Source organism: Streptomyces sp. NPDC029151, assembly GCF_055564315.1.
The window spans coordinates 119,840-132,667 of record NZ_JBVHWQ010000010.1; the positions used below are offsets into that span (position 1 = coordinate 119,840).

The following is a 12,828-nucleotide window of genomic DNA, read 5'->3' on the forward strand; positions in this document are numbered from 1 at the left end:
TGGCCACGCCTTGAGGAGGACGAGTGCCTCAGCAGAATGATTCACCCCGGCGCTCGGACGCGCAGCGCAACCGCGAGCGCATCCTGGACGTGGCCCTCACCGAGCTCTCGCACTGCGCGGACACCCCGCTGAGCGCGATTGCCAAGAAGGCCGGGGTCGGACAGGGCACCTTCTACCGCAACTTCCCCAACCGCGAGTCCCTCGTCCTGGAGATCTACCGCCACGAGATGCAGCAGGTGGCGGACAGCGCGCAGCGCCTGCTCGACACCCGGGCCCCCGACGAGGCCCTGCGCGCCTGGATGGACCGGCTGTCGGAGTTCGCCATGACCAAGGCCGGGCTGGCCGACGCGATCCGGCAGGTCACCGGCGCGCCGGGCGGCCCCGCCAAGCCGTCCCCCACCCCGGTGGCCCGTGCGGCGGAACTCCTGCTGCGCGCCAACGAGGAGGCCGGGACCGTACGGCCCGGTGTCACCGCGGACGACTTCCTCCTCGCCATCGCGGGCCTGTGGCAGCTCGACCCGCACGACGACTGGCGGCCACGCGCGACCCGGCTCCTCGACCTGGTGATGGACGGACTGCGCACGGGGGCCGTCGGCGCCTGAAGCGCCACGCGGCACCGGGAGCGGCGCTCCAGCCCTGCGCCAGGCTCGTACCCCAGGCACCGGCCGGCCGGGGCGAGGTCCTGCTGGTCTGCGCCTCGGGCGCGCGCTCGGAGAACGCCGGCAGGGTCCTCGCCGAGCACGGTGTCCCGACCGCCACCCTCACCGGCGGGACCACCGCGTGGGCCGCCGCCGGACACGCGCTGCGGCGGCCCGCGGCCTGCGGCACACGGGCCGGGTGGAGCATGGAGCGCCAGGTGCGCCTCACCGCGGGCACCGCGGTGCTGCTGGGCCTCGTTCTCGGCCTGCTGGTGCACCCGGCCTTCCAGGTCCTCTCCGCCGGCATCGCGGGCGGCCTCGTCCTCTCCGCGCTCACCGGCACCTGCGGCATGGCCCTGCTGCTGGCCAGGCTGCCCCACAACCGCCCCCGCCCGGCCGACCTCGCGGCGACGCTGGCCGCCCTGCGCCGACGCTGACGGGGACAGGAGGCCGAGCCGCGGGAGCGCGGCAGACGGCGCCGGGCGGAAGCCCTTGACCTTCCGCGGTTTCAGCGCTCCCTGAGGGCCGCGGCACTCCTCGGGCGGCGTTCGTCCGGCAGGGTCCCGTACACGCCGTCCGCCAGGGCCCTGGCGGGGAGTCGGACCGTGCTCTCGTGCGGGCTCCCCACGCCGAGGCTCCCGCACCGCCGTCGCGACACGCTCGGCGCGCCTATGCTTCTACTCGCTTGTAGAGAACGACTGGGGGCGCTCCCGGTCGTACTCACGGACGTGGAAGACATACGCACATGAAGGAGTGGACGCCTCGATGGTGTTCAAACGGCTGCTCGGCTCACTCGGTATCGGCGGCCCCTCGGTGGACACGGTCCTCGACCCCGGTCCCGCTCTGCCGGGCCACAGCCTGACCGGCCAGGTCCATCTACGGGGCGGGGAAGCCGACTTCGACATCGAGCACATCACGCTGGAACTGGTGGCGCGAGTCGAGGCCGAGCACGACGGCGGGGAGAGCGAAGGGGTCGTCGCCTTCGACCGGTTCACGGTCGGCGGCGGCTTCCGGCTCGAGGCGGGTGAACAGCGTGGCGTCCCGTTCAGTGTGACGCTGCCCTGGGAGACCCCGATCACCGAACTGCACGGACAGCCGCTGGGCATCGTGCTCGGCGTGCGCACCGAACTGGGTGTGGCCGGGGCCAGGGACAAGGGTGACCTGGACCAGTTGTCCGTCGGGCCGCTGCCCGCCCAGGAGGCGGTCCTGGAAGCCCTGGGCCGGCTCGGCTTCGGTTTCGGGTCAGCCGACCTGGAGTACGGCCGCATCGGGGGCACGGGCCAGCGACTGCCCTTCTACCAGGAGATCGAGCTGACTCCGGCGCCGCAGTACGCGCACCAGGTCAATGAGATCGAGCTGACGTTCCTCGCCTCCCCCGCCGGCCTGGAGGTCGTCCTGGAGGCCGACAAGCGTGCCGGCCTCTTCTCCTCCGGCCACGACGCGCTGACCCGGTTCACCGTCGGCCACCACGACACACGGGACTGGAACGTCGAAGTCGACGGCTGGATCCGGCAGTTGGTCGAGCACCGGGCCGCGTACGGCTCCCACGCCGCGTACGGGCACGGCGACCCGTACGCCGGCGGCCACGGGTATCACGGGCATGAGCACCACGAGCACCACCGCTCCGGACCGGGCATCGGCACGGCGGTCGCCGCCGGTGCGGCAGGACTGGCGGTCGGTGTCGTGGGCGGCATGGTCGCGGCCGAAGTCGTGGACGAGGTCGGCGACTTCTTCGAGGGCGACGAGGACGACGACAGCGACGAGGGCGACGAAGGCTGACGCCGCGCGAGCGGACGGCGCGTCAGGAACCGACCGTCTTCAGGAAGTGGTCGGCGTCCTCGCTGTCGGCCAGCCGCCCCAGGTTGAGCCACGAGCCGTCCGTGAAGCGCAGGAAGAAGTGGCGCCGGCCCGGCTCACGGTCGATCCGGGCCTCGCCGTGCGCGAACTCCGCGACGATGTCGAAGTCGTCGGCTTTGGTCGGTGACAGACGCCGTCCTCGCGAGGCGGCGAGGCAGATGCGGTCGGGAGTGAGCAGCAGCAGGCGCCTGAGGTTGGGCGACTGCCCGTACCAGCGCAGCAGCAGTTGGCCTGCCGTGAGGTCCCAGTCGCCGTCGAAGACGTCGTCGGACGGCTCCGGCCGGCGCCGGCGGTCGCCGTCGGTGCGCCGCGCCGCCGGTTCGCCGTCGCGTCGGCCGCGCGACTGCCGACGTCCGGGCACGGCCAGCAGGTCGTCGAGCTTGTCGATGAGGAACCACGGGATGACGACCGCCGCTGCCAGCACCAGACCGGCGTAGTACAGCCAGTGCCGTCCCGGCTTCAGCCGCTCTCTGCCCGCCGCCCGGTGGACGTCCTTGGGCGGCCGTGGAATCTCCTTGCGCAGTCCGCACCACACGAGGGCCGACGGCTCCTCGCCCAGGATCTTGCGTGCCCGCCGGTGCACCTTCCGTGTCGCCATGGAGATGATCATAGGAGTCGGGGGGGGCCTCATGACCGGGGCCGGGTCGCGGCACCACCGGCCGGGTGCTCCGCCGTCGGACGTCGACCGGACCCGGGCGCCGGCCCGCCGTCGCGGCGATGGCCGGGAGGACGGCGAGGGCGAGGACCGGAACTGGATCCTGGCCCCGGCAGGAGGTTCGGCCGGGCCCGGTGCGGCACCAAGGAGCCCCCCTCGGCCTGCGGCACAGGGACGTGTCACGTCGTGCCGAACCAGGCTTCCGCCAGCGACGGCAGCGTCGCGCCGTCCGGTACGCCGAGTTCCCGCATGTACCAGGGGAGGTCGCTGTACACGTGCAGCAGGGTGTACGCCAGCAGGTGGGACGGGTCGAAGGTGTGGCCGTACGCCTTGGTCAGGCGGGTCATGAGGGCGGGGTCGCCACGAGTGACGAACAGGCCGACCCCGACGAAGTCGTAGGCGCGGTCCCCGATCATGGCCGGCTCGAAGTCGAAGAACCCCGTCAGGCGCCATCCGCCGGGGTCGACCAGGAAGTGCTGCCGCATCACCTCCGTGTGCAGCAGGGAGCGTTCGGGGGCGCGCGGCAGCGGCACGGAGGTGAGGAAGTCCGGGATCTGTTCCAGCCACTCGGTCGGCAGTCCGCGGTCCCGCTGCTGTTCCACCGCACCGGCACGCCGGCGGTCCAGGAAGGCGCCCCAGTCCCCGGGTCCGACGACGCCGGCGAGGGGGCCGGGGTCGAGGGAGTGCAGCACCGCCAGGGTTTCACCGACCTCGGTGACGAATCGCTCACGGTGGCCGCGCGGTGCGCGGTCCCAGGCTCGGGCCAGGTTCTCGCCGGGGAGCCGGGACATCAGGACGTACTGCCAGCCGTTCTCGTACGGGCCGAAGTCGCGCACCCGCGGTGTCGGGATCGGCAGCCGTCCGTGCAGGTGGGTGAGGACGGTGCCCTCCGTGACGCCGTCCTGGGCGGCGGTGCCGGGGAACAGCTTGAGGACGTGCTCGTCACCCACCGCGTAGACCGGCTGGGACCCGTCCGGGAAACGGGTCAGCGGTGCGCCGGCCAGACCGAGACGTGCGCAGAGGTCCTCCGCGCCGGGTCGCATGACCGTCTCGTCGGGGAGGACCGCGTCCCGCTGTTCGTCTGTTTCCACCAACGGAAGCATGTCCGGGAACCTAGGCCACCGGCCGCACGCGGACAACGGAATTTCCCGGCCGGACGGAGGTCGGCTGCCGGCCCGCGACCGACCCGTCCTTCAGGGGGCCGCTGCGAGCCGGTCGGGGAGGTGCGCACGGACGCGGGCGTCCCGGGCCGGGTGGCTGCCGGTCAGCAGGTGCGGCCCGCGTAATGGGCGCCCTGGATCCTGTCGGCGGAGCCCAGCCAGGTCCGTCCCGGTGCCACGCACCGCTCGTAGTCGGGCGCCAGCGCCACCTCCACCTTGATCACCACGTGGGAGCCGTCCGAGGTGCAGTGGTTGTAGTAGGCGTCGGAGCCGGTCTCGTAGAAACCGCACGGATCGGCGGCCGCCGGGGTCGCGGTGGCCGCTCCGGCGCCGAGGAGGCCGAACGCGAGGGCGAGGGAACCGAGGGTACTGGTCAGCAGGCGACGTGCGTGCACGACGAACTCCTCAAGTGGAAGGAAGAGGGGAAGCGGTGCCGTCGGCCGCGGCGGGGCCGCCGGGCCGGGCACGGGCCCATGGTCACGGACCGCGGTCGCCCGGTCCGCCCTCCACCCGGCGGTTTCACCCGCCGAATCATTTCCTCGTTGCGCCATCCGTGGGCAGGCGGTTGCGGCCGGCCCCGGAACGGGTTCACCGGTCCCTTCGCCGCCGAGCGCGTCCAGGATCATCCACGATCTTGCCGGAAGCCTGCATTCCGTCCAGAAGCTGAGGGCGCTCTCCCCGACCAGCTCTCTTCCACGCCGAAGGAGACATGAACGTGGAAACGCACGCCCCCATGCAGTCCCCCCACGACCGGGACACGGCCCTGCGCGACGGCGTCCGGCGGGTGACCGTCGTCGGCGCCGGTTTCTCCGGCACGCTCACCGCCATCCGGCTGCTCCACTTCGCGGACACGCCGCTGGAGATATGTCTGATCGAACGGGAGGAGGGTTACCGCTACGGCGGCATCGCCTTCGGTCAGGCCTCCACCAACTGGGCGCACATGCTCAACATCCAGGCCGGCCGGATCACGCTGCGCCGGGAGCGCCCGGAGGACTTCCTGGAGTGGGCCAACGAGGAGGCGGACCGCTCCGGATGGCCGCGGAAGTGGCAGTACCACACCTTCGGCGTGGCCTGTGTCGTGCCGCGGCGGATCTTCCGGCAGTACCTGGCCGAGCGGCTGCGCGGCGCCGTCGCCGACGCGCACGCGGACGTGACGCTGCGGGAGCTGACCGGTGAGGTCTTCGACGTGCACGCGCAGGACGGCGGTTACGTCGTCAGGTACGCCGACGCCGGCCCGCAGGGCGCCGTGCACGAGCTGCCCTCGGACCAGGTGGTCCTGGCGACCGGGCACCTCTCCCCGGTGCAGGCGCCGTTCTACCACCGCGTCAGGGACTCCGACCGCTTCATCGCCGACCCCTACGCACCCGGCGCCCAGGAGCGGTTCCAGGCGGTCGGCCCCGAGGAGACCGTCCTCGTCACGGGTTCCGCCCTGTCGGCGTTCGACACGGTGATCTCGCTCGTGCACGCCGGGCACCGCGGCCGGATCCTGATCTGCTCGCGGGGCGGCCACCTGCACGGCACCTACCCCGTGGACCACGAGCACGACATCTGGCAGACCCGCCGCCCGCCCTTCCTCGACGCCGAGCGGCTCACCCCGGAGGTGGTCGTGGAGGGCATCAAGGCGGAGTACGCGCACCTGCGGGAGGAGCACGGGGTGGAGCCGGGCAGCGCGCTCGACGCCGTCTTCCCCGAGCGGGTGATGAAGGCGTGGGAGCCGTACGTCATCGAGCTGGTCTCGCGGATGGACGCGCGCGATGTGCGGATGCTGCTGGACCGGTACAAGAGCCTGATCGTCACCCGCCGCACCAGCACCGTGCGGGAGATCGGCGGTGTGGTGCGCAGCCGGATGCGCGGCTTCAACGGCGCGCCGAAGACCGTCGAGGTGCTGTCCGCCCGCATCCAGGACATGCGGCCGGTGGAGGACGGCACGAGGATCCGCGTGGTCTTCGCCGACCAGCCGGACGTCGTCGTGGACCGGGTCGTCAACTGCCTGGGCAACAACACGGACTACGAGCACCCCGGCCACCCCCTGTGGCAGGGCCTGGTCCACGGGTACGGGTACGCCCGGCCGCAGACCAGGACCCACCGCGGCATCGAGGTCGGCGCGCACGGCCAGCTCGTCACGGCCGACGGCGCGATCGCGCCGGGCCTCTTCGGCGTCGGCCCGATGCGCCAGGGCGACGAGACCACCCGGCGCGGCCGTCTCGGCGCGTTCGTGTTCAGCATCGGCACCCTGCGCAACCAGTGCTTCGACACGGCGATGGAGGTGCTGCGCCGGCTGAGGTCCGCGAGCGGCGAGGAGCAGATGGACATTCCCGACGGCATCCACCACTGCCTGATCCGCAGCAGCGACTGGATCGCCGCCGACCTGCTCACGGAGGAGGCGGACGCGGCCCGGCTGCGCGAGCGCCTGCTCGCCCACGCCCGTGAGAGCGCCTACCCCAACGCCGTCAACCACCTCCAGGCCCAGGACCGTACCGAGCGCGCCAAGTACCGCCGCATCCTGGACGACGACCTGGCCGAGTTGGGCGCCGCCCTGGCCCGCGAGTTCGGCCTCACCGCCCAGCAGGCCCGGCGGACCGTCTCGCTGCTCGCCACTCTGGTGGAGAAGCACGCGGTGCACACCCTGTGCGACATCACCAGGCTGGCCGGCTGGGACTCCGGCTACGCCGAGCAGGTCAGGTACGCACCGAAGAAGGGCGAGTGATGACCGACCAGGTCCGGCAGGAGATGCTGAGCCGGCTGTTCATGGTCCGGCACGGCGAGTCGACCTGCAACTCCGTGCACCGCATCGCCGGACAGCGCGACGCACCCCTGACGTTCCTCGGCCGCATCCAGGCCGAGAAGGTCGCCCAGGGCCACCGCGGCCGGCGCTTCGACCGCGTCTACGTCTCCCCGCTCGCCCGCGCCCACGAGACCGCCGGCCTCATCTTCGACCTGGAGGACCAGGGCCCCGGTGCCCCGGAGGTCGTGGTCGACGAGCGGCTGATGGAACGGGACTTCGGCAGCTACACCCTGGAGAGCAAGTCCATCCTCCAGCGCCGGCACGGCATCGCCGAGTACGAGCGGGCCATGAACGCCGACAGCCCCACCATGCACGGCGGGGAGACGTTCGCGCAGTTCCGGGGACGCGTCCACGCCTTCTACGAGCGGGAGTTGCTGCCCGCGCTGCGGCGCGGCGAGGTCGTCTGCGTGGTCTCGCACAAGTACGTGGTCGAGCTGATCTGCCGGTTCCTCCTGGACCGGCCGGCGAACGAGTCGTACGACCTGCGGCTGCCCAACTCCCAGATGCTGCAGGGCGACCGCATCCACGGCTACGTCAAGAACGAGAACAAGACCCTGAACATGGTCTACGACTGGATCGTCGTCAACCATCCCGTGGTCTTCTGCGCCGGTCTGGCCGTCGGCCTGCTGGCCAACCTGGCCGGGGTGCGTCTGTCGGCGTCCCCGTACGTGCTGCTCGCGCTCCTGGTGCTGGCCAGCGTCATCACCATGTGCCGCATCGAGCTGGAGAACGCACGGGGGTTCGTCACCGATCCGGGGACGCTCAGATCAGTCGCCCTGCGTTACCTGGCCCTGCCCCTGGTCCTCGCGGCGGCTCTGCGCCTCGCGGACGTCGGCGGTGACAGTACGGCGGCCATCGCGGCGGTGTTCCTCGCCACGCCCGGTTCGGTGGTGGCGATGACCGTCAGCCGCTGTCTCGGCGGGATGATCATGCCGGCGTTCGCGCAGGTGCTGCTCTCGTCACTGGCCGCCACCGTCTCCCTCTCCACGGTCCTGGCGCTGACCCTGGGCGAGGACGTCGGCCCGGCCGTCGCGATCACCGCCGCCACCTCCACGGGCGTCGTCACGGCGGCCTATCTGCTGGTGCGGCGGCTGCGGGAACGCTCGCCGATCCGTACGGCCAAGTACGGCGAGCGCAACGGCTATGTGGCGGTCCTCCTGCTCACCGCGTTCATCGTGCTGGTCTGCCTCAAGCTCGACCTCGACGGCTTCTCCCGCTACGCCCCGACGGCCGCGGGCGTCGCCGTCGGGCTGCGGCTGGTGGCCGCGCTGCTCAAGCGGCGCCGGCACGTGCAGACGCTGGACGACTACACCGCCATGACGTACCCGAACGTGTTCGCGGTCGTCATCATCGCCGCGTTCACCGGGCACACGGCGCTGGAACAGGTGGCCATCTGGACCCTGCTGCCGATGTTCGTCCTGTCCTTCTTCGACAGCTGGTACGCCCGGTTCCTCGTCGTCGCCCCCGACGACCCGCGCTGGCCCGGTGTCCTCGGCCTCCCGGAGCATGCCCCGGCCCGCGGACGTGCCGTCCCCGCCCCCTCGGTGTCCCCGGACGCCGCCTCCCGCCTGCCGACCAGGAGTTGACCTTGACCGCGCGACCACCTTCCCTGATACCCCGGCCGGTGCCGTTCTGGTCCGGCGTCGCCCTGACCTCGGCCGGTGTCGTCGAGCACCTGCGGATGTTCGCCGAGTCCGCGTCCATGGACTTCGACATGTCGATGATGGACATGTCGGGGACGATGTGGGCCGCCATGGCCGCCATCGTCGTCGGCGTGGTGATCTCCGGCTTCGCGGTGGTGCAGCCGGCCGGAACCGCTCCGGCCGTCTCCCCCGCTCCGGTGGGGACGGCCCCGGCGAGCCGGTACCGGCTCATCGCCATCCTGAGTTTCGCGCTGCTGGTGGACCAGATGAAGCCGGCCACCCTGGCGTTCATCTCGCCCGGTATGCGCAGCGAGTTCCACCTCAGCGCCGCCGAGATCTCGTGGCTGCCCACGGTGGCGCTGACCGGCACGGTTCTCGGCTCCCTCGTCTGGGGACGCGCGGCGGACCGGATCGGCCGCCGGGCCACCATCCTCATCTCGTCCCTGCTCTTCCTCGGCACGACGGTCTGCGGTGCCATGCCGAGTTTCAGCGGCAACCTCGTCATGTGCGCCCTGATGGGCATGGCGGCCGGCGGCATGCTGCCCGTCGTGTACGCCCTGATGACCGAGAGCCTGCCGCCCGGCCGGCGCGCGGCCGTCATGGTGCTCCAGGCCGGTCTCACCACCACCGGCGGCTACATGGCCGCCTCCGGGCTGGCCGCCGTCCTCATCCCGCTGGCCGGGTGGCGGGTGCTGTGGTTCGCCCAGCTGCCGCTGGTCCTGGCCCTGATCGCGCTGAACCGGTGGATCCCGGAGTCGGCCGCCTTCGCCGCGCGGCAGACGCGGCGCGCACCCATCCCGGCGTCCACCCTTTTCAAGCGTCCGCAGACGGCCAAGACCCTGGTGGTGAGCGCCTACGCGCTGGCCTGGGGCTTGGTCTACTGGGGCTTCATCACCTTCCTGCCCAGCCAGCTGGAGTCCACCGGCGGGCACGGCATGTCCGCCGCCACCCTCCTGTTCGTCTCGTCCCTGCTGTCCATCCCCACCTGCGCGGTGGCCGCCTGGCTGTACATGCGCTGGTCGGCCCGGGGCACCATGGTCGTCTACGCGGTCCTCACCGTCGGAGCCCTCCTCGCTCTGGCAGTCGTCGGCATGGACGGCAGCCGGCCCGTGCTGCTGACCGCCGTGATGCTGCTGTTCGCCGGGACCGCCGGTGTCATCGCCCTCATCGGCCCGTACACGGCCGAGATCTATCCGCTGGCCATCCGGGGCACAGCCGGCGGCTGGGCGGCGGCCGTCGGCAAGTCCGGCGGGGCCTTCGGGCCGCCCCTGATCGCCCTGGTGCTCTCGGCGCCGGGCGGCATGCGCACCGCCGCGGTGTTCGTGGCCCTCCCCATGGCCCTGGCGGCCATCGCGGTGGCCACCCGCGGCAGCGACCCGCGGGCAGCCGTCCGGCCGGCCGGGGACACCACCGCGCTGGACGCCGAACTGGACGACCTGGTGCACGGCCGGCCCGTGCCCGCCGTGGGCACGCCCACGACCGGCCAGGGAGGTACGGCGGCATGACCGGGGACGTCAACGGCGTCGCCCTCACGGTCTTCGCCCTCTTCTTCCTGGCCGTCACGGTCATGGGCTTCCTGGCCGCCCGCTGGCGCCGGACGGGCAGCGGCCACAGCCTGGACGAATGGGGCCTGGGCGGCCGGTCGTTCGGCACCTGGATCACCTGGTTCCTGCTCGGCGGCGACGTCTACACGGCGTACACCTTCGTCGCCGTACCCGCGGCGATCTACGCGGCGGGCGCGTCCGGCTTCTTCGCGGTGCCGTACACGATCCTGGTGTACCCGCTGATCTTCACCTTCCTGCCGCGCCTGTGGTCGGTCTCGCACCGGCACGGGTACGTCACCACCGCCGACTTCGTCCGCGGCCGGTTCGGCTCGAAGGGGCTGTCGCTGGCGGTGGCGTTCACCGGCATCCTCGCCACCATGCCGTACATCGCGCTCCAACTGGTCGGCATCCAGGCGGTGCTGGACGTGATGGGCGTGGGCGGTGGCGAGAACACCCACTGGTTCGTGAAGGACCTGCCGCTGCTGATCGCCTTCGGTGTGCTGGCGGCGTACACGTACTCGTCCGGCCTGCGGGCGCCGGCGATGATCGCGTTCGTCAAGGACACCCTGGTCTACGTCGTGATCACCGTGGCGATCATCTACATCCCGGTCAGGCTGGGCGGGTTCGACGAGGTCTTCGCGAGGGCGGGCGAGAAGTTCACGAGCACGGGGGCCGGCGGGCTCGTCACGGCCCCCGGGGGACAGTGGACGTACGCGACGCTGGCCCTGGGTTCCGCGATGGCGATGTTCATGTATCCGCACTCCGTCACGGCGACCCTGTCGTCCAGGAGCCGTGAGGTGATCCGGCGCAGTACGACGGTCATGCCGCTCTACACGCTCATGCTGGGTCTGCTGGCGCTGCTGGGCTTCATGGCGATCGCGGCCGGAGTGAAGGTCACCAACGGGCAGCTGGCCATCCCGCAGCTGTTCGAGGACATGTTCCCGGACTGGTTCGCGGGCGTCGCCTTCGCCGCCATCGGCATCGGCGCCCTGGTCCCGGCCGCCATCATGTCCATCGCCGCGGCCAACCTCTTCACCCGCAACATCTACAAGGACTTCCTCAAGCCCGACGCCACGGCCGAGCAGGAGACCCGCGTCTCCAAGCTGGTCTCGCTGCTGGTGAAGGTCGGCGCCCTGGTCTTCGTCCTCACCATGGACAAGACCGTCGCCATCAACTTCCAGCTGCTGGGCGGCATCTGGATCCTGCAGACCTTCCCGGCCCTGGTCGGCGGCCTGTTCACCCGCTGGTTCCACCGCTGGGCCCTGCTGGCCGGCTGGGCGGCCGGCATGGTCTACGGCACCGCCGCCGCCTACGGGGTCGCCTCACCGACGCAGCAGCACTTCGGCGGCTCGGCGAAGAAGATCCCGGGCATCGGCGAGACCGGCTACATCGGCCTCACCGCGTTCGTCCTGAACGTCGTCGTCACCGTGGTGCTCACCTGGGCGCTGAGGGCGCTGAAGGCCCCCGAGGGCGTCGACGCGACCCGCCCGGAGGACTACACGGCCGACGCCCGGGACATGCCGCCGACGGACCGGCGGGACCTGCGCCCCGGGGACTCGCCGGCGGCGTCGCTCGGTTGAGGAACCCCGGCCCGGCGCGGCGGCGCCGGGCCGGCCCGTCGTGTCATTCCTTGAGGCGGTAGAAGTGCACCGGCGAGTTCGGCCGGAAGCCGATGCGGGGATACACGGGTGCCCCGGCCTCCGTCGCGTGCAGGGTGGCCCGGGTCAGGCCGGTCGCCCGCGCCCCCTCGTACAGGGCCTTGCGGGTCACGGCTTCCCCGTAGCCCCTGCGCTGCCGTTCCGGGGCGGTGGCGACGAGCACGACGAACAGGCGGCCGTCCGCCTCCACCGTCGCCGCGCACGTCACCGGGTCGCCGTCCCGCAGCCCCAGGTAGGCGTGGACGTCGCTCTTCCACAGCGCGGACCCCAGGAGCCCGTCACGGCCGTCCTCCAGCGGGAAGCCGTAGGCGCGGGAGTTCAGGTCCGCGTAGGCCCGGAGCTGCTCGTCGGTGGTGACGCGCACGAAGGTCAGGTCCGGGTGGGACGGCTCCGGGAGGGGCGGCAGGTCGCCGGCCATGCCGGTGCCCGGGAACGCGTACTCCAGGCCCGCCTTCCCGGCCGCCGACCGCACCCCGGCGCGTGCCTCGTCACCGAGCAGGTCCTCGAACAGCCACAGGAACCCGGGGTGCCGCTTGGACCGCATGATGTCCGCCGCCTGGGCCAGCCGGTGCTCGACCAGTGCCGCGTCCGCGTCGACGTCGGTCAGCGTGACGCAGTTCCAGAACGCGAACCGGCAGTCGGCCCAGCGGACGGCGATCCCCGGAAGGTCCCGCACATCGGCACCGGGATCCCGGTCGAGCACCATGGCCCGCCAGGCCACGGCGAGTTGCTCCATCGATTCGATCGACTCCGTACGGCCCGGCATCCGGCCTCCCTGGTGGTGGATGGGTCAAGCCCTCCCAGTAATACGCCACTTCGCCGTGCCGGCGTTCGCCGGCGCGGCGCCGGAACACCGGCCGCGGTGCGGAACCCGATGGGCGCACGGCG

Annotated in this window: 11 protein-coding genes; 7 read left to right on the plus strand and 4 right to left on the minus strand. The window is 72.0% G+C overall.

Annotated features, from left to right (window positions below; all coding sequences use genetic code 11):
• The first annotated feature begins 23 nt into the window (after positions 1-23).
• The 3 genes from ACZ4VF_RS31200 to ACZ4VF_RS31210 all read left to right on the plus strand — a co-directional run bounded on the left by ACZ4VF_RS31200 (position 24) and on the right by ACZ4VF_RS31210 (position 2,417).
• Positions 24-602 carry a TetR/AcrR family transcriptional regulator gene (locus tag ACZ4VF_RS31200; protein ID WP_467930177.1) on the plus strand — a complete coding sequence of 193 codons (579 nt, stop codon included), beginning with the start codon at positions 24-26 and terminating at the stop codon, positions 600-602.
• A complete protein-coding gene (locus tag ACZ4VF_RS31205) occupies positions 506-1,075 on the plus strand; it encodes a YgaP-like transmembrane domain (protein ID WP_467930178.1) in 570 nt (189 codons plus the stop codon). Before ACZ4VF_RS31200 ends, ACZ4VF_RS31205 begins: the two co-directional genes overlap by 97 nt.
• 328 nt (positions 1,076-1,403) lie before the next feature.
• Complete coding sequence (locus ACZ4VF_RS31210) at positions 1,404-2,417, plus strand: sporulation protein (protein WP_467930179.1); 1,014 nt, start codon at positions 1,404-1,406, stop codon at positions 2,415-2,417.
• Positions 2,418-2,439: 22 nt separating this feature from the next.
• Here ACZ4VF_RS31210 and ACZ4VF_RS31215 read toward each other — a convergent pair whose 3' ends face one another.
• The 3 genes from ACZ4VF_RS31215 to ACZ4VF_RS31225 all read right to left on the minus strand — a co-directional run bounded on the left by ACZ4VF_RS31215 (position 2,440) and on the right by ACZ4VF_RS31225 (position 4,705).
• Positions 2,440-3,093 (minus strand): hypothetical protein, encoded by a 654-nt coding sequence (locus ACZ4VF_RS31215; protein ID WP_467930181.1) that lies wholly within the window; start codon positions 3,091-3,093, stop codon positions 2,440-2,442.
• A gap of 236 nt (positions 3,094-3,329) precedes the next feature.
• The gene (locus tag ACZ4VF_RS31220; protein WP_467930182.1) at positions 3,330-4,253 is read right to left on the minus strand and encodes a phosphotransferase; all 924 of its coding nucleotides are present in this window, start codon (positions 4,251-4,253) and stop codon (positions 3,330-3,332) included.
• A gap of 161 nt (positions 4,254-4,414) precedes the next feature.
• The gene (locus tag ACZ4VF_RS31225) at positions 4,415-4,705 is read right to left on the minus strand and encodes a DUF6355 family natural product biosynthesis protein (RefSeq protein WP_467930183.1); all 291 of its coding nucleotides are present in this window, start codon (positions 4,703-4,705) and stop codon (positions 4,415-4,417) included.
• Between the two features lie 314 nt (positions 4,706-5,019).
• Between ACZ4VF_RS31225 and ACZ4VF_RS31230 the strand changes: the two genes are divergently transcribed.
• From ACZ4VF_RS31230 to mctP, 4 genes are read left to right on the plus strand one after another with little or no spacing between them, the layout of a single operon-like run.
• The gene (locus tag ACZ4VF_RS31230) at positions 5,020-7,017 is read left to right on the plus strand and encodes an FAD/NAD(P)-binding protein (RefSeq protein ID WP_467930184.1); all 1,998 of its coding nucleotides are present in this window, start codon (positions 5,020-5,022) and stop codon (positions 7,015-7,017) included.
• Positions 7,017-8,681, plus strand: coding sequence for a histidine phosphatase family protein (locus tag ACZ4VF_RS31235; RefSeq protein WP_467930186.1), 1,665 nt, complete (start codon positions 7,017-7,019; stop codon positions 8,679-8,681). The genes ACZ4VF_RS31230 and ACZ4VF_RS31235 overlap by 1 nt, the downstream gene beginning before the upstream one ends.
• Positions 8,682-8,683: 2 nt before the next feature.
• A complete protein-coding gene (locus ACZ4VF_RS31240) occupies positions 8,684-10,243 on the plus strand; it encodes an MFS transporter (protein WP_467930187.1) in 1,560 nt (519 codons plus the stop codon).
• Positions 10,240-11,862, plus strand: coding sequence for a monocarboxylate uptake permease MctP (gene mctP, locus ACZ4VF_RS31245; RefSeq protein ID WP_467930188.1), 1,623 nt, complete (start codon positions 10,240-10,242; stop codon positions 11,860-11,862). The genes ACZ4VF_RS31240 and mctP overlap by 4 nt, the downstream gene beginning before the upstream one ends.
• 43 nt (positions 11,863-11,905) lie before the next feature.
• Here mctP and ACZ4VF_RS31250 read toward each other — a convergent pair whose 3' ends face one another.
• Positions 11,906-12,706: a GNAT family N-acetyltransferase gene (locus ACZ4VF_RS31250; RefSeq protein WP_467930190.1), complete on the minus strand. Its 801-nt coding sequence runs from the start codon at positions 12,704-12,706 to the stop codon at positions 11,906-11,908.
• Positions 12,707-12,828: the final 122 nt, after the last annotated feature.